Origin of the sequence: Pseudoalteromonas sp. CST2, assembly GCF_028599385.1 — a bacterium.
Lineage (GTDB): Bacteria > Pseudomonadota > Gammaproteobacteria > Enterobacterales > Alteromonadaceae > Pseudoalteromonas > Pseudoalteromonas atlantica.
In genome coordinates this window covers 377,162-401,945 of sequence record NZ_JAQREO010000003.1, presented here as the reverse complement: position 1 = coordinate 401,945, position 24,784 = coordinate 377,162, and the positions used below count along the sequence as shown (strand labels likewise).

Below are 24,784 nucleotides of genomic sequence, written 5' to 3'. Positions count from 1 at the left end.
ACTTAACTAAATTTGGATTAATTACTTATTGTTATGTTACCGTCGTTATGTGACAGTATTATGAAATGCAAACTTTATAATTCCTTTTACAATTAATTATTTACATTTTGTAACTAATACATTTTTAGCTGTATTATTTTAGCTATACTCCAGACCGTGTATAAACATAAATTAATTCCCGTGTGTAGGTTTTTTATTTATAGGTTGATTGTTATTTTGTCGTTATTTTTAATTTTTTATTGTCATCTGACGAATCAAATAAATAGTTCAATACACCCGCAAGCCTAACGCCTGCTTTTTGCAAGCGCTGCTTAACAAGCGGATTGTATTTGAAAACATAACTATAGCTCACTTCATCACTGGTTGAGGTATAAATATCTTCGGCCAGTTTGTGAGATTCCATCAGCCAAGTAGTAGGGCTGCTGTTTAAGTATGTTTTAATTAATGCTGCATCGTCGGTATCTATAAACTTAGCGTATTCAGTGTAAGCTAAGTTTTCATTTTCTATTAATCCAGTGTCCCAAAGGCTATGCAAATTGGTTTCGTTGTCAAAAAAATCAACTTTAATTAAATTGCCGCCTCTATCTTCACTTCGCCCAGCATGAAATGGTTGATGGCTGTCGCCAACCAAGTGAACTAAAAACTTTAAAGCAAACTGTTTTTCATTAAGGGAAGAGGTAGATGACTGAAGTGTATTAATAGAGAAGTAAATACCTTCTAGAATATTTGTTACATCGTCTTTGCTGTGTGTATGTGCGTGATTTAGAGAAAGTGTTTTATTTTTAGGAAGGTTTATGTAGTGCCAGCGTGAAGATTTTTTACGCCAAAATAGTTCAGGACTAGATCGCATTTCATCTGCCCAAGTAGAAATTTGAGCTAGGGATTGTCCTTCTAATAGTGGCAACAGGTTATGCACTGTTTCATCACTCAAATGTTGCTCAGCAATATGCCCAACAATTCGATGACCATTTTGACCCCACGCATACGCTTTAGAAGTTGTAAAAACAGCACCAATTATTAACGTTGTTGCTACGAGAGTAGCAATTTTAATGCGCATCAATGTTTCCTGCATTTATTTTTATTCACCTATTAGCTGGTGTAAACATTGTGATTGTTTTTGCTAAATATAGAAAGGAGTCAAGAGTATTCATTATTTCTTATTCATAATCTCATTAAATCAATAAGTTATCTTTGATAGGTAAAATTACTTGTTGTAATAAGTAAATAATATTGTTCAAATAAAGCCTTAGTGTTGTTAGGTACATCTTATTGTTGGGGTTTGGAAAGGTCATGTTACATAAACTGTCGTTTGTTACACTTTTGTTTCTGGTTATGGTTGCTGCATGGTCTGTTGGAAAGGTGAGCGTTAAAAGTGATGAAATAAATTTTCCAGAACTAATAAAAACGTCAACACAATGTTATACAACAGCCAGTGAAAACAAAAATCAGCTTATTGTATTTACGCCATCGCAAAGCGTGGCAGAGAAGCTTACAGAGTCTCTATGCCTTGATACCGTGGTAACGAAACAATACGGTTCAGTTAAAGGTTACTGGGGTGACAGTACAACGGAAAGCTTCGATTTTGTCGGCAAAGGAATTGCAGACCTCGTACTTGCAAAAAATAATATAATGGATGCCTTTAATGCAGAGCTAACTTATAACTATCAATCTGTGGTGGGCTTTTCTGATTACACCGCATTTTTTATCTCCTCAAAAGAAAAACCACGCTTAACAAAACAATACTTTTTAGATAAGCGTATAGGCTTATTAGATTACCCTACAAGCCGCTCTGGCCATATACTTCCAAAGAAAATGTTTAAAGATTTAAATATCAACTTAGCCAATCTAGATATTACTTACGCCAGTTCGCACAGCGAGCTTCGTGACTTATTAGCTAATGGGCAGGTCGATATTATTGCGTCTTTTTGGAAAGAAAGTGATGCTGCTCGTTTTTCAAAAAATTATATAACCCCTTTAAGTAATAAAATTTCAGGTTCGCGCTGGTATCTAAAAATGCAGCAAAACAATACAGACCTTTTATGTGCTGTACAGCGTCATATTCTTGATATGTCAAAGGAGCAGACACTGAGTTATTACAAAGAGGCGCAATCGTATTGGGATTGCAGTTCAGAGCAGGTAACAGCTAAAGATGAGAGCGTTAAAAATGGATAAGTATAAATATGTTTTTTTTGGCTGCGCTGTTTTTATTATTAACTGTTTAGTGTTTTATGTGTCTGTAATTAATGAGCAGAGTGACGCTATTAAACGCCAAATTATTGAAACCGAAAGACAAGTTGCGCTGGATTTACCGTTAATTGCGCTCTCTAATGAGCTTTTAAAGCACTCGGGTAACCAACATGCAGTGCAAGACTACTTATTAAAGCTCAACGGCTATTTAGACAATAACCTTCGCTTAGTTAAAATTGTGCCAAAATCTGCTAAGCCTTTAACTTTAAAGCCAAACCAGTTTGTAAGAACACTCAAGTCGAGCACTACCCATGTCTCTTTAGTGTTTGAGAAAAACGCACAGTTTTGGTCAGAAAACAGGTTTTTAATTTGTTTGTTATTTTTGGTTTTGAGTATTTTATTTAGCAAATGGCTGAAGTCTATTATAGGTATGCCTGTAGATGCAAAAGGCCCATCACTGAATGCTGGTACCGACTTAGGAAAACCAAAAGAGCTGGCATTGATCATTGATTTAAACACTAAAACACTCAGTAATAGTTATATGCCTGAGGCTACAGTGTGTTTAGCTAACAAACCGTTATGCTTTTATTTAGCATTAATAGAGTTTTGTCGTGATAATAAAGATGTTGTGCTAAATCAAAATAAATACGTGCCAGATGAGCTTATAGAGCTTGCTAATAAGTACTTTTATAGGTTGATTGAGCTTGGACATACTATACGCAAGCGGCCAAATTTTAATAGCAGCTTAGAAAAAACACTCAGTGAGATTCGTGCAGCCCTAGACGAAGTCTTAAACGAACACCCTGATATGAAAGACATTTATTATCCGCCTAAAGCATATGGCGAGGGCTCCCGCTCACGTTTACACAGTTACGGTTTAATAAATATTGCAAAGGGAAACATAGAAATAAAAGGAAAGTAGTCAGCTACTTTCCTTAAACATTATCTTTTAATAACGTTTTGTTATTTAGGTGAAAACTGCGCAGCTTTAAGTGGACTATTTTGCGAGACAAAGGTTTTAAGTGCCTGGGCATCGGTTTCATCTGTGCTCACAAACCCTTTAAGTTTATTAATAGCAGGGTAACCGTCACCACCTGATGCGTTATAGCTATTTAAACTCATACGGTAAGTTTTATTTTCATCAAGTGGCTTACCATCAATGAGTACACTGACTAATTTGCCATTTTTACGGGTAAACGCTAATTTGTGATATTGCAAATAAGCACCTGCATCCACTGGGAAGCTGGTCACTGTTTCTAAGTAGTTCCATAAATCACGCCCATGCCAGTCCATGTAAGTAATGCGGTTTTTAAACGGGTGTACTTTTAAAATATCTTTATAGCTAATATCGCCAGCTTCAATAGAGCTTCTTATTCCGCCACCACTAATAAGGCCAAAGTCGGCGCCAACTACATTCATTTGTGCCTGTATAATCACACGCGCTAAATTAGTTTGTTGGTAACGTACCTTGTTTCTATCGCCCTCTAAACGCGCATCAACACTGCCAATTTTACCTGCAATTTGTTTTTCGCCTTTTGCTTGGTAACTTGCTAAAAATGCTTCTAGGGTCGGATCGGGTTTAATGTATTCGTTGGCTAATACTTGTTTACTAGACCCATCGGCTTGAATTTCATCAACATATAAATTAACTGGCAGCAATTTATAATCGAGTAAGGTGAGCTTTTCGTTCTCTAGCTTAAACTCTGCCTTACCCACATACTTGCCCCACTCATGTGCTTGCATAATCCATGTGCCGTTTTGCTGATCGGGCTTACACGCAAGACCGGGTTTAAAGTTATCATCATTTTTATTTTTAGCTGCCATACAAACCGGCTCTTGCGAGTGACCACCAATAATCATATCTAAGGTATTAGCGGGTAAAGAGCGGGCAAGTGTGACATCGCCCGGAGCATTAATCCCAAAGTTTGCATCTACATAATGGCCCATGTGAGTAAGTGCAATAGTGATATCGGGGTTGTATTGCTCCTTAATTTTTTTAGCGAGAGCTGCCGTCACATCAACAGGGTCTTTAAATTCTAAATGGCCAATATATTGTGGGTTAGCTATTTTAGCGGTGTCTGTAGTGGTAAGTCCTATAACCGCAATTTTTAAGTCCCCCTTTTCAAAAATTTTATAGCCTTGAAATGCGCTTTCCCCAGTTGCTTTGTCAAAAATATTTGCAGACAGTAAAGGAAAGGTAGCCCATTGCTGCTGCTTAGTTAAAACGCTCAGTGGGTTATCAAATTCATGGTTACCAATTGCCATGGCGTCGTAACCGAGTAACGACATCCCCTTAAAATCAGGCTCTGCGTGTTGTAAGTCTGACTCAGGTATACCGGTGTTAATATCACCGCCAGAAAGCAGCAATACTGCATGGCCTTGCTGTTGAGCTTTGTTACGTAAAGCGTCAATTAGCGTTTTACGCGCTGCCATACCATATTCACCTTTTTCGTTATGCCAAAAGCGCCCGTGATTATCGTTAGTATGTAATACCGTAATATACTGTGGGGCAGTGGAGGTGTTTAAAGGTGAGCTTGTACAACCTATAACAGATAAAATAACTGAAAATAAAATAATTATACGCATGAAATACCCATTTATTATGGTGTGCTTAATTTATTAGGCGGTTAGTTTAAACTAATTTAGCGATAAATAACGTACTTATTTTATACTTTTTTATATTCGAGTTTTAAAAGTAATATTAAATTATTAAATGCTTTTACACAAAGCGAATACAGCGAGTGTTATTTAAAAGAATATGTAATGAAGTGTAACTAAAAGGGTGTTAATTGTAGTTGTGCCTTCTAAATGCTTTTCCTTGGCGTATAGTGTGAATTAGTATTAACACTTAATTTAAATAAAAATAACAAAAAGGACTCATGATGAAAAAGTGCCTGATTGGCTCACTACTTGCATTTTCGTGCTTTACTAGCCAAGCCACTATTGTTGAAATGCAAACTTCGCACGGGGTGATAGAGCTTAACTTGTTTGATCAACAAGCCCCCAATACGGTTGCTAACTTTTTAAGTTATATTGAAGATGACGCATATAACCAAACCGTAATACACCGCTCAGTCAGCGACTTTGTAATACAAGGCGGTGGCTTTACATTTACCGACGAATTAGTGCCAATAACCACCAAGCCTACTGTTGTTAATGAGCCTGTTTTATCTAATGTGAAGGGCACAATCGCGATGGCTAAATTAGCCAACGATGAAAACAGCGCAACGAGCCAGTGGTTTTTTAATATGGTTGATAATAGCGAAGCGCTTGATACCCAAAATGGCGGTTTTACAGTATTTGGGCAAATTACAGCGCAAAGCCAAGCTACGCTCGATAATATTGCTGGATTGGTACACTGCGGCGATATCCCATTGGTTGATATAACCAGTGAACAATGCTCAAGTAGCGATGTCGCTCTGAGCAGCGCTAACTTTGTAACTATTAATAGTGTGGTGGTATTAGATGACGACCCGCTTTCATCTGCCAACTTAAACCCAACAGCCAATACATTAATAAGCCAAGACGATTCATCAGCAGAGGCTGGCTCATCAAGCAGTTCGGGTGGGAGTATGGGTGTTGGTTTTTGCTTAATTGCACTGCTTGGTGTGGGTAAACGCTTAAAACGCGCTAAATACTAATTATGTGTTAAACAGTAAATAAAAAAGCGGCTAATTAAGCCGCTTTTACTAAAATGCTAAAATTCGCCAAACAATCGCGAGCCATAAAGCAAACACACTGGCGCAGCCTAGTAAAAAAACATTAAAGCGCATTCTTACATTATTACTGCCAATATGAACAACCGTATGCACAATACGCGAAATAACAAATAAGCACGCAAGCGCAGTAATTAAGTAGCTAGCGCTGTTAAGTTGCAATGCAACAATACAACCGATATAAAAAAGCACTGGTATTTCAAACTGATTGGTAAAGTTTCTATCAGCTACGCGTACGGTATCGCCTGCGTTATCAAGGCGCATGGTTTTAAAATCGCTCAACTGTAATTGTTTGTTTTTTGCAGCAGCAAAGCGTCGCTTACCCATAATTAACATTACAACGAGCGATAACGTTACTTGTGCAAACATGGCAAGTATTATTATTTTTTCCATCCTATTTCCTTCGTTATTATTTTACTGACTTTAAGTATGCAGGTGTTTTTCACAATGTGTTACATAAATTAGTATTATTTTGTGGTAAACCCTTAATTGTTAGTGTTAATTTAGCTCTATTACGTTGTTTTGAGCGCATCCTAAGCGCAATTTTAATGGAAAAACATAATGAAAAAAATTCTTGGTTTTAGCGTCATCGCTTTAGCAGTTTTAAGTGGCTGTACTAATACATCATCTACCTCATCGGTTGCTAGTTCTTCGCAAAGCTCCTTACTTTCAGACACATTAGTTGTTAGCCCAAATGATACGCGCGAATATAAAACCCTTACCCTCGAAAACGAAATAGAAGTTATTTTAGTCTCTGATCCAAGCGCTGAAAAATCAGCAGCCTCGCTAAGTGTAGGCGTAGGCTTACTACACGACCCTATGTTGCAGCAAGGTATGGCACATTACTTAGAGCATATGCTTTTTTTAGGCACAGAGCGCTACCCCGATACAAAAGGCTACTCTGACTTTATGACCAAAAATGGCGGGGTAAATAATGCGTATACCTGGCTCGATATTACCAACTACATGTTTAAAATTAATAACGATGCCTTTGATGAAGCGCTAGACCGTTTTGCTGATTTTTTTAAAGCCCCTAAGCTGTATCCTGAATATACAGATAAAGAAAAAAACGCTGTAAATGCCGAGTGGTCAATGCGCCGCGAAATGGACTTTTTTGGCCAGTTTAAACTTGCCCGTAAAATGATGGGTGATCACCCGGCAAATCGCTTTTTAATTGGTAACCTAGAAACGCTAGGAGACAAAGAAGGCAGTCAATTACACAAAGAAACGGTCGACTTTTACAATAAATACTATTCATCTAACATCATGAAAGTGGCGCTTATTTCAAATTTGCCAATTGAGCAAATGGAGCAAAAAGCAAAAACTTATTTTGCCGATATCGAAAATAAACACATTGAAAAGCCAACCGTTACTGCAGAGCTTGATTTTGATAAAGCCGGTGGCAAAAAAGTATATTACTCACCTAATGAAGACGTAAAACAGCTGCAACTTGAGTTTACTATTAATAACAACAGCAGCGACTTTGCGGTTAAACCTAACCGTTATGTCAGTTATTTATTAAGTAATGAGATGCCAGGTAGCCCGGCACAATTACTACGCGACAAAGGCTGGGTATCGCAATTAACAGTGTCTCCTTCTCCTAGTCAGTATGGCAATTACGGCGCGCTTACTATTTCGCTAGAATTAACCGATGAAGGCATGAAAAACCGCGAAACAATTGTCGCAACTATTATGCAATACATTGAACTGATTAAAAAAGAAGGTGTAGATGCTAAGTACTTTAATGAAATTCGTACATCACTTAGCAATCAATTTAAGTTTTTAGAAAAAGGCGATGAGTTTAGCTATGTCAGCTCGCTAACTGGTAGCATGCAAGATTACCCATTAAATCATGCCATTGATGCGCCTTACTATTATGCCAAATTTGACGCAGAGGCGATAAACGAGGTACTTAAACAATTAAATGCCGATACGCTGCGCGTTTGGTATATTTCGCAACAAGAAGAAACCGACTCGCAACTGCATTTTTATGATGGTAAATACCGCATAGAAGATATTAGCGATGCCGAAATTGCTAGTTGGAAAACATCAAGCGAGTTTAAGCTTGCTTTACCAAGTGTAAATAACTTACTACCTGAAAGCTTCGCTATTAAAACAGCTGAGTGTAAAGAGCAAAAACACCCTGAACTGGCTTACGATAAAAACGGCGTAAAAGTATGGCGCCAAGCAAGCCAAAAATTTGCTGCCCAGCCAAAGGGGTTGGTTGAGGTATATATTAATACCCAACCAGGCTTAAATGATATTAATGCTGAAGTACTTTACTCAGTATGGGCCGACTTATATAACATACAACAAAGCCAACTAAGCACCGAAGCCGCCATTGCCGGCATGAGTGTAAACCTTGCGCCAAGTAATGGTTTAGTTTTATCAATGAGTGGCTTTACCGATAAGCAAGATGTACTTTTAAAACAAGCGCTAAGCGGGTTAAAAGCCGACGTAACGGCACAAGCATTTACCCAAGCAATTGATCGCTACAAACGTGGCTTGTTAAATCAGCAAAAGCAATTTCCGTATGCACAAGCATTTGGCGCCTACTCAAAACTTATCCGCACAGGCAGCTTTGATACACAGGCACTGATAAAAGCGGCAGAATCGTTAAGCGTTGCCGATTTAAACAAGCTAAAAACAGCCACATTTGCCACCAACGATTTACGTGTATTTAGCTACGGTAATTACAACCAACAAGATATAGAATCGATAGCCACTGAGTTAAGTGCCACTTTACCAAGCAATCATACATCGAGTGAGTTTGCACGTAGTAAAGCATGGTTACCACAGCCGGGCGAAACGAGAGTATTGCAAAAAGATATTGATGTTGCCGATGTGGCAGTTGTTGATATGACCGTTCACCCAGTGCCAGGATATAAACAAAAAGCGCAAGCTGCGGTGTTACAAAGCCACTTTAGAACCATTGCATTTGATAAAATGCGTACCGAAGAGCAACTTGCATACGCCGTAGGCGCGCTGGCTCGCCCAATAGAGGATTACTCGGCAATTGGCTTGTTTATTCAAACACCTGTTAAAGGGCCAAAAGAAATACAGGCACGTTTTGATCAATTCAAAAAAGAGTACGCGGTAGAGCTTGATAATATGAGCTTAGATACTTTTGCTCAACTTAAAAATGCCACGCTTGTATCACTAAAAGAGCAGCCTAAAAACCTAAGCGGTGAAATGGGGCCACTTATTACCGATTGGTATCGTGAAAACTTTAACTTTGACTCTAAGCAAAAGCTAATTGATGAAGTTGAAAAAGTAACGCTTGAAGATATTAAGCAGTACTACAAACAAACTATGTTAAACCCACAAGCCGCACGTTTAAATGTGCAGTTACGTGGTACTAAGTTTGTAGAAAGCGACTTTGCTGATTTACCAAATCAAATCAAAATTCAATCGCTTGAAACCTATTACAATGGTATTAAATTACAAAAATAAGCTATATATATTTATACAGCTAAATAATACCAATCCGCTTAATTAAGTATTATTGTGGATTGGTAAAACACCCCAATGTAGACTACATTGGGGTGTTTTATTTGTATTAACTTAATTTATGCCATAACAATAAAGCCGACAACGGCAAGTGCCGCGGCAATTAATGTATAAGGCAGTTGTGTTACTGCATGGCTCATTAAATTACAGCCAGAGCCTTGTGCTGCAAGTACGGTAGAGTCTGAGTAAAAACAGGCTTGGCTTCCAAATGATGAGGCCGATAACAACGCGCCAATAACCAGTGGAATATTTGCGTCAACGGCAGTTGCCAGTGGCATAACTATTGGGATCGACACAGCAAAAATACCCCAACTAGAGCCTGTAGCAAACGCTAACACTGCCATAGCAATAAATACCACCGCCGGTAAGTATTGGGCAGTCATGTACGGGCTCAAACTACCGATCACAAACTGCGCTAAGCCAATTAAGTCGCACACATCTTTAAATATAAATGCTGCTATTACAGTGCCAATAGCCGGTATCATGCTTTTAAAGCCATCAAGCATGCGCTCTACCATTTCGCTAAAGCTCATTAATTTTTGTAGTGCATAAAAAGGAAGCGTTACCGCCATAGTTGCCAATAAGCCTTTATATACATCTATTTCAAAGTAAACTGTAAAGGCTACTAGTAAAATTATAGGTAACAAAAAGTTGTGCAATTTTCCTTTAGGGTCGGCATCTTCAAAGCTTTCTTCTACTGCTTTTACAGCGTATTCGTCGGCTGTCTGAATATCACTAAATTGCGCAGGGTCTACAGTGGCCTGCTCAACGTGCGCTAACCTTTCGGCTTTTTTCATAGGCCCAATAGCAGGTATTACACCCAGTACCACTAACAAAACAACCAATACTGCAAACCAAGCGTAAAACATATAAGGAATGGCTTGAATATAAACCGCAATGCCTTTGCCTTCCTCGGCAATGCCGTTATCGACTAACAAGCCGCCAAAAAATACCGCCCAAGTCGATAAAGGGACAAGTACGCAAATAGGAGCCGCTGTTGAATCTACAACGTAGGCGAGCATTTCTCGGCTAACTTTAAATTTATCGGTAATGCGTTTCATCGTTTCGCCAACGGTAAGCGCATTTAAATAGTCATCAATAAAAATAACCACACCTAAACAAAAGGTCATAAATAAAGAAGAGCGTTTACCTTTAGTGTATTTTAGCGCTAATTTGCCAAACGCCGACGCACCGCCAGTGCGCACTAATAAAGCGATTAAAGCGCCAAAGCCTCCGCACACGAGTATTAACCAACCTATGGTTTCGTCGGTCATTACTTTAAGTGATGTGCTGGCAAAGTTAGCAAGCACCTGAGCTGGGTCGGCTATTACTAAGCCAACTAAAGCGCCAATAAGTAAAGATAAAATAGGGCGGCGTAAAACAACAGCCAATACCACAACCACCGCTGGTGGCAGTAAACTTAATGCAGAAGGTTCAAGCATTTAAAGATTCACAAAATTAAAAGCATATTTAAATAATAAATTGCTTAACAAAAACAAAGCAGGTAATAGTTATTACGTGCCAAGTCACTGCTTTTGCCGCGTAGGGTGCTTTGCTGTTATGTTAAATTAATAGCGAAAGGGAAGCGCGTTGGCTTTGGCGCCAGACGGTGCAAGAGAAGCATGCCGCTATTGTTGTGCCTGTAAAAACATCGGCGCAAAAATAATCCGGTTTTGTATTTCAGTCAATAAAAATTTACGTACAAAATAACTTTTTATAGGAGATAACGTGGAGGCCGTATTTAAAACCCAACGTTTATTATTACGCTATGCAAATGAGCACGATGCAGCCATGTTACTTACTTTGGTGAATCAGCCAAATTTTATAAAATATATTGGCGATAAAGCCATTTATACGCACAGCGATGCCAAGCGCTACATTGAGCAATCGTTTAGGGCAGCCCATAAACACCAAGGGTTTGGCCCTTATATTATTACTTTACACAATGGTGAAGTAGTAGGAGTTGTGGGTTTTTATAAACGCGATGTACTGCAACTGCCAGATTTAGGTTTTGCCTTGTTAACCCGTTATGAGAAAAACGGTTATATTTTTGAAGCGGCCAAAGCGCTATTACAAAATAGGCACACACTTGGGATAAAACAGGTCAGTGCTATCTGCGCAGCTAATAACACCGCATCTCAGTGTGTATTATTAAAGTTAGGTTTTAATAGGGTAGACAAGGCGGTTATTAATAATGATAAAACCGCCGTAATTATATATGGTTATTAAAGTCGCGCTTGCTCTATGGCTTTTGCTACGCTTAGGTTTATGTTTTGCCAAGTTTGCTCAAGGGTAGCCACTAAGCCATCGTAACCATCATCTTCTATTGGAACTACATGCGAAAAATTATGCACACTAATTAGGCGGCGGCCGGTTTCTGGGTGGGTGTAATATAAGCGCCACAGGCCAGAAATATCAGCGTTGCCTTGCATATCACCATTAAAGTGGTGCACTTCATATTCAAGCTCGTAAAACGTTTGCTGATCAAGCTCGGTAATTACCGGTAAGCCCTTAATGACCATCCAATTAGGCATTGCATTAAAAAGGGTTTGTTGCGCTGTAGCGGTTAGCATCACATCGGGCGATTCACCCCATAGGTTGTAATTTGCCGCATGAATTTGGTTGCTATCAATTTTCATTGCTATGCCCAAATTATTTAAAGCGCCTCTAAGGGCCACGGTTTGCACTCTTAATTGGGCATCAGTTTCTTTTACATGGCGTGATGATGAAGCAATGGGTTGTTCAAACTGATAATACTGCGTTGCGGTTTGAATTGACGCACTGCACCCTGCAAGGGTAATTAACACGGTTATGGCTAAAAATAAGTGTTTCATTATTGCTTCCTTGGTTGTGGATCAGCAGGGAGTGCTTTATCAAAAATAAACATATTAGGTTGTTCGTTTAAACCCCGTGTAAGCGGCTGAATTTCTTCACTTAAGCGTTTAAATTCAAGCAAGGTTTGCTGTAATTGATGATGAAACTCAGAGCCGGCCTGATAACTTGCCATGGTTTTATCAAATTGACGCATGGTCACTTCAAACTGCTCCATACTTTTGGTCATTTTATCAAAGTTACGGTTAAAGTCGCCGGGTAAGTTTTGGGTATCTTTTTGGCTTAATAAAGCACGCATTTCGTTAGCAAGCGCTTGGTAGTCGCTAAATGTAGCCTGCATTTGCGCTAGGCTGTCTTCAATTTTTAAATCGTTTACCTTGTTAAGCACATCCGAGACCTGATCGGCAAGCACCGTAATGCCGCTAGAAATACTCGGAAATACATCATATTGGGCAAGTTTTGCTAAATGCGCTTTTGGTGCGTCGGGGTATATATCAAAATCTACATACACTGCGCCAGTTAAAAGGTTGCCGGGTTTTAAAGAGGCGCGCATACCATTTTTTATCCAGCCGGTTAGGCTACTTTGCCAAAACTCTTTGGCCGCTGCGCTATCGTGATATAAACGACCATACTCTATTTTAATCAGTACCGGCACCGCTGTATTATGGTTTTTAAAATGTGCAGGTTTGCCATTAACAATAACGTTAGCGGGGGCTTCTACTACGGTACCAATTCGGGTGCCGCGATATTCCACAGGCGCGCCGGATCTTAGGCCACGTATAGATTGTTCAAAATCAATAATGTAGTAATCAAAGTCGTAAAAGCGCTCTTCTAGTGCTTCTTTGTAGCTTTGGCTTAGCGAAAAATTGTGGCCGTCTTGGGCTAAGTCGCCTGGGGCTTGTTGCTCTGGTAAGCCAACCGAAATACCGCCTTTGAGGAGTTTACTTAATGAGCCGGTACTTATATTAATACCATCGGCCGACAAATCTATTTCAATGCCGGCATTAACCCAAAATATAGAGTTAAGCGTTATGAGGTTTTGATAGGGTTCGTTAATAAAAATACCGTACTTCATTGCTTGGTTTTGCCAGTCAAAAGTAGCGGTTTCTATTTGGCCTATTTTGTAGTTTTTAAAAAATATCCCAGTGCTTACCTCCAGTACTTCAGCGTTGTAGCTGAGTAACTGAAAACGCCCACCTTTTACATCTTTACCAATAAGGGCTGGCTCGTCTTGTAATACAAAACGCTCTTTTAGTTTTTTACTCTCCCCCGGTGAAAACTCTAAATAAACACCCGACAAAAGCGTACTCATACCACTAATGCCAGTTTCGTCTATACGAGGTTTAACAACCCAAATTTTGGCATCGTCGGTGAGGAGCTCATTATAGTTTTTGTCTATTTGTGCGCGGGCAATAACGCTATCTTGCGAGTCAGAAAGGCGTATAGCATCAATTTGACCGATTTTAACACTGCGCACTTTTATTTCTGTTTTACCTGCAATAATGCCCTCTGCGTGGGGCATTTTTATATAAATAGTAGGGCCTACATTTGCTTGGTATTGATACAACATCCATATACCAACTAATAAGGCTATCAGTGGAATAATCCAAATAGCAGAAATTTTTGGTTTTGTTGTTACATTAGCCGTTTCGGTCATGCTTTATTCTCTGAATGTTTGTTTTTTGGTGTATCCCACAACAAGCGCGGATCAAACGCATGTGCAGCCATCATTTGGCATATTACCATAACAGTAAAAAATACAATGCCTAGCCCTGGGGTAATTGACATTAAGTTTCCTAGTTGCACTAAGGCAACGAGTATAGCAACAACAAATACATCGATCATTGACCATTTGCCAATAAATTCAGTAAGTTGATAAATTTTAGTATAGCCTTTTGTGTGCTTGTTAGCAGGTTTTGCCACCATAATGCATAAAAAGCTAAGCACAAAGGCTTTGGCCAGTGGCACCACTACGCTGGCCAAAAATATTATGGCAGCAATGGGGTAGGAACCACTTTTCCAAAGTGTTAGTACGCCGCCAATTAAGGTTGACGGTGACACATCACCCAGGCTGGTGGTGTGCATTATTGGTAATAGATTTGCAGGTATGTAACACAGCACAGAGGTCACTAACCAAGCCGTTGCTTTTTGAACACTGTTGGGGTTTCTTACATGGGTTTTAGTGTGACAACGCGGGCAAACATTACTTTTACACAGTTGATGGCATACGTGGCAAGCTTTAATGTTTTGATCAATAGCGCGTTTGGCATGTGCTGCGTCTTCAAGTGTTGTTGCTGGTTTAATATGTGCCCATAAGCGCGGCTTATTTAAATGAGCAAGCGCCGCAATATACATAATAACAAAGCCAATATATGCCCAAAAGCTGGTGCCAAAACTAATATCGGCAAGCGACATAATTTTAACCATGCTTACTAACACGCCAATTAAAAATATTTCAGACATGATCCACGGCTCAAGGGCCAAGGTAAACTTGAGCAATCGCCTAGCGATGGCCTCAGGCAAGGATTGCAAAAGCCCAAGATGCATAGGAATAAGGATGATCAGTAAGCTCATTGGCAGCGCAATAATGCTTAAATCAATAAATAAGCCAAGTAACTCACTGTCGTAATTAAATAAAATTCGGGCAGCATCGGGCAGGGTGATGGTTTGCGTTATGCCGCTGTTACTAAAAGAAATAAACGGGTAAAACATGCTGCTTAATAGCATTAGTAATGAGCCAATACTTAGCGCAACCACTTTCCTGTCGTTGTTTACATCGCCTTCGCACAACTTATGGTGACAATGCGGGCACACGGCCATTTGCTTATCGGCTATTGCGGGTATATCAATTATTAGGTCGCAGCACGGGCAAATTGTTTGCAAGTTATAACCATCAAAGAAGAATGTTTACGCAATTTTGCTATATTTAAGTTATTAATACAACGCGATTCATCATTAAGCGCAATAACAATATGTTAAGGATAGATGTGAGGCTGTTATTACTTTGCTTTATTAGCTGTTTTTTTATGAGCCCGCCAGTGTGTGCCGCTTGGCAAAAACAGCCAATTGTGATTGCTGCCAGTGCGACTATTCCTCCCTATGTAATAGAAAAAACAGATACGGGTATACAACTTAATATAATTAAAGCGGCACTTATTGAGCAAGGCTTAGATAATATTGTGGTTATTTACATGTCTAACAAGCGCGCCGAGCAGCAACTACATAGCGGTAATGTGGATATACTGCTTAATTACGCAGGAAATCGCGGCGCAGGTATTTACCCTAGTCAGCCTGTATTGAGTTACAAAAATGTGGCGGTATCACTTAAAAAGCGCAACTTTACTATTGAGACGATAAATGAACTAAACAATAAAAGTGTATTAGGATTTCAACATGCAACAGCTTATTTACCACCCCCATTTGCAAAAGGGGTTGCTCAGTTTGCAAGTTATGAAGAAGTAGTCAATCAGCGTGCGCAAGTCGATAGGCTAATGAAAGACTGGGTGGATGTAATTATTCTCGATGAGCGCATATTTCATTACTATAACAATGACTATGCACACTCATTACCTGTTAATATTCACCCAATTTTTCCAAAAGCCCCACGCCCTGCTTATTTTAACAACGCAGTGCTGCAAAAAACATTTGATAAAGGCCTGCTAACTATAAAAGCAAAGGGAAAATATCAACAAATAATGAGTGGTTACCACTAAGCTCATTAGTAAGCTAAGAGGTACTTAATCAAACAAAGCAACGGTTTGACGTGTCAAAGCAATTAGCTCCCCCGATTGCGACCAAATACAGCCATCTTCTAAGCCATAACCCCCTTTAGCATGATGTGTAATTGCTTCAAAGCCTAACCATTCACCCGGTGTAAGCGTTGGTTCTTGCACAAATTCTAAATACCACGACATGCTACTTGCAGGAGCCGGCTGTTTAAACATTTGTAATAATGTAGGAGGCCATGCATCGGTAAGGGCTATTATATGTGCTTCGGTAATTGCCTCTGGGGTATGTTTAAAGCGCATCCAGCCGCCTAAATGCGAGGTCTGTGCAGCGCTAAAAGGCATAGCGCCTTGTTGCGGACATAAATCAACATGTTGGAAAAACTCAGGCATTTGCCCTTCAATAAACGGCAATGTATGACGTGCATCCACAGGCTTTAATCTCATTTCTTTACTAACCGGTACATTAACACCCGATTGCCTATCAATAGCAAAACACGCTTGGACAATAACGCACACTTGTTCACTCTGAATCACTTTAGCTAATACCTGAGTACTGCTTTTACCTTGGCGTAAAATTTCAACTGACAATGAAAAAGGCGTGTCGGCAAGCAGCGGCCCAACAAAATTAGTGCTCAAAGACAGTAATCGTCTACTTGGGTCAATGTGTTTTCTGATTGCTTGATAAAGTAGTGCAGCAGAAAGGCCACCAAAAGCGGTTCTACCTTGGCACCAATTAGCAGGAAACTCCATTGTATTGCTGTTATTGGCAAGCGAAGCGGAAGAAGAGCTTGAAATAGCAGAGGCTTGTTTTAATAAGTCATCAAAATGCATCGTTAATATCCTTGAAATTATCATTATCAGACATATATAGCACATAACAACTGGTCAGACTAGTTGTGTTAAATAGGTGTATTTGGCGTAAAAAGCATCAAACCCTACTTTTATTAAGGTTTTTTGTTAAATAAATTACAAAAAATGAATTTTTTTTCATTTTTACAGTTGAATTAACTTTGTGGCATCCCTATTTACTAGTCATCGAACGTATTAACGAATTTGAAGTTGGAGAAGATTCATGGGTAAAATTATTGGAATCGATTTAGGTACTACAAACTCTTGTGTTGCAGTACTTGATGGTGATAAAGCACGTGTTATTGAAAATGCGGAAGGCGATCGCACAACCCCGTCTATTATTGCTTACACGCAAGACGGTGAGACTCTAGTAGGTCAACCTGCTAAGCGTCAAGCGGTTACTAACCCAACTAACACGTTATTTGCAATTAAGCGTTTAATTGGTCGTCGTTTTGAAGACGAAGAAGTACAACGCGATATCGGTATTATGCCGTTCAAAATCATCAAAGCTGATAACGGCGATGCATGGGTTGAAGCGGGCGGTGAAAAACGCGCTGCACCACAAATTTCTGCAGAAGTACTTAAAAAAATGAAGAAAACAGCAGAAGACTTCTTAGGTGAAGAAGTAACTGAAGCTGTAATCACAGTACCTGCATACTTTAACGATTCACAACGTCAAGCAACAAAAGATGCTGGTCGTATTGCGGGTCTTGAAGTTAAACGTATCATCAATGAGCCAACAGCTGCTGCCCTTGCTTACGGCATGGACAAAAACAAAGGTGAAAATGTTGTTGCAGTATACGACTTAGGTGGTGGTACTTTCGATTTATCAATCATTGAAATTGATGAAGTTGAAGGCGAGCACACATTTGAAGTACTTGCTACAAACGGTGACACTCACTTAGGTGGTGAAGATTTCGATAACCGCGTAATCAACTACTTAGTAGCTGAGTTCAAGAAAGACCAAGGTATCGATTTACAAAACGATCCGCTTGCTATGCAACGTGTTAAAGAAGCGGCTGAAAAAGCGAAAATCGAATTATCATCTGCACAATCTACAGAAGTTAACCTTCCGTACGTAACTGCCGATGCATCAGGTCCTAAGCACATGAACGTTAAACTAACGCGTGCTAAACTTGAGTCATTAGTTGAAGACTTAGTAACTAAGTCAATTGAGCCACTTAAACGTGCGCTAGCGGATGCTGATTTATCTGTAAATGATATTAACGATATCATTTTAGTAGGTGGTCAAACACGTATGCCACTAGTACAAAAAACAGTTGCTGAGTTCTTTGGTAAAGAGCCACGTAAAGATGTTAACCCTGATGAAGCTGTAGCAGTAGGCGCGGCAATTCAAGGTGGTGTATTAGCAGGTGACGTTAAAGACGTACTATTACTAGACGTGTCTCCATTATCGCTAGGTATTGAGACGATGGGCTCGGTAATGACCGCGCTAATTGAGAAAAATACAACGATTCCTACTAAGAAATCGCAAACGTTCTCTACAGCAGAAGATAACCAATCTGCCGTTACGATTCACGTACTACAAGGTGAGCGTAAGCGTGCTAGCGACAACAAATCTCTAGGTCAATTTAACCTAGAAGGTATTCGTCCAGCACAACGTGGTACTCCACAAATCGAAGTAACTTTCGATGTAGATGCGGATGGTATTTTACATGTATCAGCGAAAGATAAAGATACAGGTAAAGAGCAAAAAATCACGATTCAAGCGTCTTCAGGCTTAAGCGATGAAGAAGTAGAAAAAATGGTTCGTGATGCAGAAGCTAACGCGGAAGAAGATAAAAAGTTTGAAGAGCTAGTAGCAACTCGTAACCAAGCTGATGCAATGGTACACGGTACTCGCAAGCAAATTGAAGAAGCTGGCGATGCACTACCAAGCGAAGACAAAGATGCAATTGAAGCAGCTGTTGTTGACCTTGAAGCAGCTATTAAGAGCGATGACAAAACAGAAATTGAAGCTAAAACGCAAGCACTTGCTGAAAAGTCTCAAAAGCTAATGGAAATCGCTCAAGCTAAAGCGCAACAAGGTGGCGCAGATGCAGGCGAGCAACCACAACAGTCTGCTAAGCAAGACGACGATGTAGTTGATGCTGAGTTTGAAGAAGTAAAAGACGACAAGTAATTGTCAGCTAAGCTTCTAACTAGCCTAAACAACATGATTTGCTCAAGTTTTTAGGGTAGGATGAACTTTTGAGGCGCGCAGGCTACAGCTTGTCGCGCCTTTTGTATGTATTTAAGGTTTAAAATTTTCATGATAAATCGATGTGATTTATCGGTTTATCCCGCAGCCTAGCTGCAAATAGAAAAGAGTAGTGTGATAGATATGTCAAAACGCGATTATTACGAAGTTCTCGGCGTAAGCAAAGATGCAAGCGAGAGAGACATAAAAAAAGCGTATAAACGCTTAGCGATGAAATATCACCCAGATCGTACCGCCGGTGATAAAGATCTCGAAACTAAATTTAAAGAAGTAAAAGAAGCTTACGAGATTTTAACCGACGATCAAAAACGTCAAATGTATGACCAATACGGCCATGCTGCCTTTGAACAAGGCGGTGGCGGCGGTCACGGTGGCTTTGGCGGTGGTGGTCAAGGCGATTTTGGTGATATTTTTGGTGATGTGTTCGGTGACATTTTTGGTGGCGGTGGTGGCCGTCGTCAATCGCGTCAACAACGTGGATCAGATTTACGTTACAACATGGACCTAAGCTTAGAAGAAGCGGTCCGTGGTAAAGAAGTAGAAATAAAAGTACCTACATGGGTTAGCTGTAAGCCATGTGATGGCAGTGGTGCAAAGGCGGGCTCTAAGCCTAAAACATGTACTACGTGTCATGGTGCTGGCCAAGTACAAATGCGCCAAGGTTTCTTTGCTGTTCAACAAACGTGTCCAACGTGTCAGGGACAAGGTCAGATTATTTCAGACCCATGTGATAAGTGTCACGGCCAAGGGCGTGTTGAGAAAACGAAAACGTTGTCAGTTAAAATTCCAGCAGGCGTAGATACAGGCGATCGTATTCGTTTAACCGGTGAAGGCGAAGCGGGTATGCACGGAGCGCCGGCTGGCGACTTGTACGTGCAAGTATCGGTACGCGAACACCCAATTTTTGTACGCGATGCGAATAACTTGTACTGCGAAGTGCCAATTAGCTTTACTACCGCAGGTTTAGGTGGCGAAATTGAAGTGCCTACGCTTGATGGCCGTGCAAAACTTAAAATACCGTCTGAAACACAAACGGGCAAAATGTTCCGTATGCGTGGCAAAGGTGTTAAATCGGTTCGTAGTGGTGCTCAAGGTGACTTAATTTGTAAAGTTGTGATTGAAACGCCAGTTAACTTAAACGAGCGTCAACGCGAGTTACTTAAAGAGTTAGATGAGAGCATGGGCAAAGATAGCTCAAAAAACCGTCCTAAAGAGCAAGGCTTTTTTGACGGCGTTAAAAAGTTTTTTGACGATTTAACTAAGTAATTAGTTTTCGTAAAAACTAAAAAAACGGTGCTTGATGCACCGTTTTTTTTGGCTCAAATTCATGTTTTTTAACCATATTACTGGGCACGACTTAGCAATATTATAAAGTGCGTATACTCAATCGATTAATTCACTGAGCTATTTTGTTGCCTTGTGTAATTGATCCACATTGCTTTACCCTTTGTACCTATACCCTCGTCAATAAAAGGCTTTTTACGTATTTGCTATTAAGTTACTCTTCAAAATGATTAACCCTTATTGTAGATTAATAATGCGCTTAAAATAATGTGGCTAAATTGTATGACCCCGGCAATAGAATTACTGAAAAAACAAAATGTGCCTCACGATGTACTCAGTTATCAACACGATGCTAATACAACGCGTTATGGTCAAGAAGCCGTTGAAAAATTAAATCTTAACAGTGAGCAGGTATTTAAAACCCTCGTGCTTGAAACCAATGAAGGGCAGTTAATTGTTGCCGTTACACCGGTTTCCCAGCAAGTAAATTTAAAGCAATTGGCCAAACTCAGTCACGCTAAAAAGATCGCAATGGCAAGCGCGCCAAAGGTACAAGCCGCCACAGGGTATATTTTGGGAGGGGTTAGCCCGCTAGGGCAAAAAAAGCGCCTAACCACTTATATTCATTCAAGCGCTATGGCCTTTAATACAGTGTATGTAAGTGCAGGTAAGCGAGGGCTTGAGGTAGCGCTTTCGCCAACCGATTTAAAGGCACAAACGCGTGCCACCTATGGCGATTTTTAAAAGCCTCCACAAAAACCAACACGCCCTATACCATATATTTTAAAGGCGATAATTTGCTGCTTAGGGTATTTTTAACTACAGTCAAAATACCCTTGTACACTATGCATTATGGCAGTATGTATGAATTTTGCTGATGTTAATTTTTTTGCCGTGCTTGTGGCGGCGCTTTCCTCTTTTATGCTTGGCGGTATTTGGTATTCAAACGCTTTTTTTAAAAATGCCTGGTTAGAGTGTACAGGCCTTACGGAGCTTGATTTACAAACAGCAAAACCGGCGTTAATTTTTGGCGGCAGTATGGTACTTGCACTTTTGTCGGCGGTGGTGCTTTCATTATTTTTAGGTAAAGAGGCCGGAATGGGAGAGGGCGCCTTTACAGGTTTTGCCATCGGTTTGTTTTGGGTAGGTAGCTCGCTGGGGCTCAGTTACATTTATGAGCAGCGGCCAATCAAGTTATTTATAATTAATGCAGGGTATTACACATTACAATTTACATTAATGGGTTTTATTATAGGTGTATGGCCCTAAGAACGCTAGATAAGGCGCCACCTTTAAGCTAAGCGCTAAAATACAATAAAGATAATTATGAAAATATTAGTCGTTGATGATATGCCACTTATGCGCCACGTATTAATTAATATGTTAAGGCAGCTTGATTACAAAAATGTTGTGGAGGCAACTGACGGCCAACAGGCGTTAAAAATACTGCGTCAGCAAAAGTTTGATTTAGTAATAACCGACCTACATATGCCTAAAGTAGACGGTGTAAACTTGCTCGATAACATACGCCACGACCAATCCTTAGTCGATTTACCTGTTATTATGGTCACGTGCGAAGATAACGCTGATACAGTAAAACAAGTTATCAAAGCAAAAGTGTCGGGGTTTATTATTAAACCATTTAATATGAATGTGTTATCAGCGCAATTAAACCGTTTGTTTTTTAGAGATTAGCGAAACGCTTTTATGGCGTTTTATATCGTACCTATTATTTAATCTCCCGTGTTTTCTCCACCGTTTATTAGGCAGTTTGCCTAGCTTCTGTAACGTTTTTATTTATTAACTGCTAAAATACCAGCTTTGTATCTACGTAGGTATGTTAAGGAGTGTATGGCTAAGCCAAATAAAAAAGGGCCGACTAAAACAGTCGATATTTTTTGCTCTGCTTGCAAAGCGGCGCTGTTTAAATATAGAAAAGGTGGCAAAGGCGCTTTAGTAAAGTGTTTTATAGAGCGAATAACCCAAGATTACACAACTACACCGTGTATTTGCCCCCAATGCGAGCGCCCATTTGCGCGCCCAGCAATCATACGCGGTACACCAGCTTATAAAATAATTGGCGGTAAGGTTACCTTTAAATAACCCAATACGTTTAAAAATGTAATAACTACAAAAGCTTAGATTTGCTGCTTAGTAAGGCGGACAATTGACCTTGTACCAATAAACAAGCCTGATATACTCGCCCGGTTTTGCTGTTTCAATGATTGAAAAACACCCTCCCCAAGGATAGGGCCAGTTAGTTGGGTTTTTTAAGCAAAGGATAAACGTGTGATAGCACTGTTATTTGATATTGTAGGTATGGCGGGTACTTTCTTAGTTGTTGGTGCATTCTTTTTATTACAACTTAATAAAGCATCCCCAACGGGGTTATTGTACAACATAATGAATTTAACAGGGGCAATTTTGCTGTTAATCAGTTTGTGTTACAACTTTAACCTTGCAAGCTTTGTAATTGAGATTTTCTGGATTGCAGCTTCACTGATCGGCTTATACAAGTACGCTAAAAATAAGCCTCAATTAGCCACTAACTCGTAATTTTAGTACCGCTAATGATGTTTACTGTTGCGAGTCAGTACAGACTTGCAGCAGTTTATAAATAAATTAAGATTTATTGTATTTGTTAACACAAAGTTTCTGTTGTTAGCGCCCATAACCCGTTAAACTAGCGCCCTTAAATTTTATAGCTATTTTGTTGTGAGCTAGGGCATGTTCTCCTTTTCTAAAAAACTTCTTTTATCTTTTGTTGTACTGATAGTGCTATTGTCGGTCGTGTTTTGCTATGGCCGAACTCATTATTATAATCAGGCCGAGCAAAAAGCAGCCCAGCAAGCAACTCAGTTAAAGCATTATATTGATGCTGAGCTTGCGCGTTTTTCAAAAATTCCTCAGCTTCTTACCTATAACAATGAGGTTATTGATTTTTTAGGTGCGGCGCAAAATAACGAAAAAAAGATTAATAACTACTTAGCTGATATACAACAAGCCAGTGGTGCCTCAGATATTTATATTCTTGATGAACAAGGCGCTGTGATTGCAAGCAGTAACTGGCAGGCCGATCATAACTTTTTAGGCAGCGATCTGTCGTTTAGACCGTATTTTAAGCGCGCATTTGCAGGTGAAAAAGTAGCGTATTTTGCCGTAGGTATGCGTACAAAAGAGCGAGGCATCTATTTTTCACAAGCCATTTATAACAATAATCAAGCGGTAGGGGTTGTTGTTTTAAAAGTTAATGTGAACAAATTTGAAAGTGACCGTGAGCTTTTAAATACCGCCAAAGGCAGCCACTTTTATGTGCAGCTAGAAGATAGCGTAATTGCTATTTCAGATATGGAAAATTGGCGCCTGAATACGTTTTCTACACTCGATATTACTCATCGTCGAGATATCGCTCAGCGTCGTGCGTATTTAGATTATCAACCTAAGCTGATTGCCCATTCAAATTACACATCACAAAGGTTACTGTTTAGCACAATTGATGAGCATAACTATTTATCGGTAGAGCAAAAATTACGCTTTTTGAACGCATCGGTTACCGTATTAGTAAATGTATCTAATGCTAATATTGCCCAATTACCGGCTTTATTTGGCTTTGTGGTAATTTATGCGCTTATTATTGCCCTAGGGTATGTTGTTTTAAGGCGCTTTGTTGGCGTTAAAAAGCTTGTTTATTCCCATCACAGTGTCAGTCAGGAAATTAGTGCACGTACTAATGCTTTTAAAGCACAGCAAGATGCGCTTGTACAATCAACTAAGCTTGCAACAATTGGCCAGCTTAGCATGGGCTTTAACCACGAAATTAATCACCCGCTTAATACCATTAATACTTACTTAGCCAGTGCTAAACGCTTGCTAGCTAAAGGAAAGTTTGAAGCCCTAAACGAAAATTTACAGTTTATAGAATCCTTAGTAGCAAGAGTGCATAAAATAGTTGCACAGCTAAATTATTTTTCTGATTCTGCAAAAGTGATTATTAGCGAAGTGCCATTAAGTGAATCAGTAGCCAAGGCACTTGAGATTAATAAAAACCAGCTAAAGCAGGACAATATAAGTGTTTTACCGCCTAAAATTGACAGCCAATTAAACGTGCTAGCAGATAAAGCGGCCCTTGAAGAAGTGTTAGTTAATTTAATATCGAATGCCAGCCAAGCAATGCAAGGGTGTATTACTCGCGAGTTGAGTATTAGGGCCAATTATCTAAATAATAGTGTGCAACTGTGTATTGAAGATACCGGTCCGGGTATAGAAGTGCACGATATAGACACTATTTTTGAGCCTTTTTACAGTACTAAATCGGTTGATGGGCTAGGGCTTGGGTTGTGTATTTCTAAGCAAATTATTAGCGCGCTTAATGGCACGCTAAGCGCACAGAACCGCGAGCAAGGCGGCGCTAAATTTATTATTACGCTTCTTTGTGAGCCGCTAACGAGCTAAATAAA

General features: G+C 39.7%; 22 protein-coding genes. 14 read left to right on the top strand and 8 right to left on the bottom strand.

The features are described 5' to 3' along the window. Positions 1-211: 211 nt before the first annotated feature. Entirely contained in the window at positions 212-1,057 is an 846-nt protein-coding gene (locus PSH41_RS06600; protein WP_273588425.1) for a S1/P1 nuclease, read from the bottom strand. 233 nt (positions 1,058-1,290) lie between these two features. Here PSH41_RS06600 and PSH41_RS06595 point away from each other — a divergent pair, with 233 nt between their 5' ends. Next, positions 1,291-2,172, top strand: a complete 882-nt coding sequence (locus tag PSH41_RS06595) for a hypothetical protein (protein ID WP_004588735.1) — start codon at positions 1,291-1,293, stop codon at positions 2,170-2,172. Beyond that, a complete protein-coding gene (locus PSH41_RS06590; protein ID WP_273588426.1) occupies positions 2,165-3,109 on the top strand; it encodes a hypothetical protein in 945 nt (314 codons plus the stop codon). The genes PSH41_RS06595 and PSH41_RS06590 overlap by 8 nt, the downstream gene beginning before the upstream one ends. Positions 3,110-3,150: 41 nt before the next feature. On the opposite strand, the gene ushA is transcribed toward PSH41_RS06590, so the two are convergent. Then, a complete protein-coding gene (ushA, locus tag PSH41_RS06585) occupies positions 3,151-4,773 on the bottom strand; it encodes a bifunctional UDP-sugar hydrolase/5'-nucleotidase UshA (protein ID WP_273588427.1) in 1,623 nt (540 codons plus the stop codon). Between the two features lie 296 nt (positions 4,774-5,069). Between ushA and PSH41_RS06580 the strand changes: the two genes are divergently transcribed. Next, positions 5,070-5,828 carry a peptidylprolyl isomerase gene (locus PSH41_RS06580; RefSeq protein ID WP_273588605.1) on the top strand — a complete coding sequence of 253 codons (759 nt, stop codon included), beginning with the start codon at positions 5,070-5,072 and terminating at the stop codon, positions 5,826-5,828. A 48-nt stretch (positions 5,829-5,876) separates the two neighbouring features. Here the strand turns inward: PSH41_RS06580 and PSH41_RS06575 are convergent, their stop codons facing one another. Further along, positions 5,877-6,296, bottom strand: coding sequence for an MAPEG family protein (locus PSH41_RS06575; RefSeq protein WP_004588731.1), 420 nt, complete (start codon positions 6,294-6,296; stop codon positions 5,877-5,879). A 168-nt stretch (positions 6,297-6,464) separates the two neighbouring features. On the opposite strand from PSH41_RS06575, the gene PSH41_RS06570 reads away from it, so the two are divergent. Further along, positions 6,465-9,356, top strand: a complete 2,892-nt coding sequence (locus PSH41_RS06570; RefSeq protein WP_273588428.1) for an insulinase family protein — start codon at positions 6,465-6,467, stop codon at positions 9,354-9,356. A 116-nt stretch (positions 9,357-9,472) separates the two neighbouring features. On the opposite strand, the gene PSH41_RS06565 is transcribed toward PSH41_RS06570, so the two are convergent. Next, positions 9,473-10,855, bottom strand: a complete 1,383-nt coding sequence (locus tag PSH41_RS06565; RefSeq protein ID WP_273588429.1) for a Na+/H+ antiporter NhaC family protein — start codon at positions 10,853-10,855, stop codon at positions 9,473-9,475. Between the two features lie 286 nt (positions 10,856-11,141). Between PSH41_RS06565 and PSH41_RS06560 the strand changes: the two genes are divergently transcribed. Beyond that, complete coding sequence (locus tag PSH41_RS06560; RefSeq protein ID WP_273588430.1) at positions 11,142-11,642, top strand: GNAT family N-acetyltransferase; 501 nt, start codon at positions 11,142-11,144, stop codon at positions 11,640-11,642. On the opposite strand, the gene PSH41_RS06555 is transcribed toward PSH41_RS06560, so the two are convergent. Genes PSH41_RS06555 through PSH41_RS06545 form a run of 3 tightly spaced genes read right to left on the bottom strand, consistent with a single transcriptional unit; the run spans position 11,639 to position 15,065 of the window. After that, positions 11,639-12,247, bottom strand: a complete 609-nt coding sequence (locus tag PSH41_RS06555) for a PqiC family protein (RefSeq protein WP_024031907.1) — start codon at positions 12,245-12,247, stop codon at positions 11,639-11,641. The genes PSH41_RS06560 and PSH41_RS06555 overlap by 4 nt on opposite strands. After that, positions 12,247-13,902: an intermembrane transport protein PqiB gene (gene pqiB, locus PSH41_RS06550; RefSeq protein WP_273588431.1), complete on the bottom strand. Its 1,656-nt coding sequence runs from the start codon at positions 13,900-13,902 to the stop codon at positions 12,247-12,249. The genes PSH41_RS06555 and pqiB overlap by 1 nt, the downstream gene beginning before the upstream one ends. Continuing rightward, positions 13,899-15,065, bottom strand: coding sequence for a paraquat-inducible protein A (locus PSH41_RS06545; protein ID WP_273588606.1), 1,167 nt, complete (start codon positions 15,063-15,065; stop codon positions 13,899-13,901). Before PSH41_RS06545 ends, pqiB begins: the two co-directional genes overlap by 4 nt. 206 nt (positions 15,066-15,271) lie before the next feature. Here PSH41_RS06545 and PSH41_RS06540 point away from each other — a divergent pair, with 206 nt between their 5' ends. Then, entirely contained in the window at positions 15,272-15,958 is a 687-nt protein-coding gene (locus PSH41_RS06540) for a substrate-binding periplasmic protein (RefSeq protein ID WP_273588432.1), read from the top strand. A gap of 24 nt (positions 15,959-15,982) precedes the next feature. Here the strand turns inward: PSH41_RS06540 and PSH41_RS06535 are convergent, their stop codons facing one another. Then, complete coding sequence (locus PSH41_RS06535; RefSeq protein WP_273588433.1) at positions 15,983-16,804, bottom strand: thioesterase family protein; 822 nt, start codon at positions 16,802-16,804, stop codon at positions 15,983-15,985. A gap of 241 nt (positions 16,805-17,045) precedes the next feature. Here PSH41_RS06535 and dnaK point away from each other — a divergent pair, with 241 nt between their 5' ends. From dnaK to PSH41_RS06495, 8 genes are all read left to right on the top strand, one after another. After that, positions 17,046-18,965 carry a molecular chaperone DnaK gene (dnaK, locus tag PSH41_RS06530; protein ID WP_273588434.1) on the top strand — a complete coding sequence of 640 codons (1,920 nt, stop codon included), beginning with the start codon at positions 17,046-17,048 and terminating at the stop codon, positions 18,963-18,965. Positions 18,966-19,166: 201 nt separating this feature from the next. Further along, positions 19,167-20,309, top strand: coding sequence for a molecular chaperone DnaJ (gene dnaJ, locus PSH41_RS06525; protein WP_024031901.1), 1,143 nt, complete (start codon positions 19,167-19,169; stop codon positions 20,307-20,309). 300 nt (positions 20,310-20,609) lie between these two features. Further along, on the top strand, positions 20,610-21,071 hold the full coding sequence (gene ybaK, locus PSH41_RS06520) for a Cys-tRNA(Pro) deacylase (RefSeq protein ID WP_273588435.1): 462 nt from the start codon (positions 20,610-20,612) through the stop codon (positions 21,069-21,071). 120 nt (positions 21,072-21,191) lie between these two features. Beyond that, complete coding sequence (locus PSH41_RS06515; protein ID WP_054981852.1) at positions 21,192-21,596, top strand: DUF1761 domain-containing protein; 405 nt, start codon at positions 21,192-21,194, stop codon at positions 21,594-21,596. Between the two features lie 57 nt (positions 21,597-21,653). Next, entirely contained in the window at positions 21,654-22,022 is a 369-nt protein-coding gene (locus PSH41_RS06510; protein ID WP_273588436.1) for a response regulator, read from the top strand. A 156-nt stretch (positions 22,023-22,178) separates the two neighbouring features. Continuing rightward, positions 22,179-22,430, top strand: coding sequence for a hypothetical protein (locus PSH41_RS06505; protein ID WP_004588717.1), 252 nt, complete (start codon positions 22,179-22,181; stop codon positions 22,428-22,430). Positions 22,431-22,616: 186 nt separating this feature from the next. Beyond that, the gene (locus PSH41_RS06500; RefSeq protein WP_004588716.1) at positions 22,617-22,883 is read left to right on the top strand and encodes a CBU_0592 family membrane protein; all 267 of its coding nucleotides are present in this window, start codon (positions 22,617-22,619) and stop codon (positions 22,881-22,883) included. A 171-nt stretch (positions 22,884-23,054) separates the two neighbouring features. Continuing rightward, positions 23,055-24,779 (top strand): ATP-binding protein, encoded by a 1,725-nt coding sequence (locus tag PSH41_RS06495; RefSeq protein WP_273588437.1) that lies wholly within the window; start codon positions 23,055-23,057, stop codon positions 24,777-24,779. Positions 24,780-24,784 lie beyond the last annotated feature (5 nt).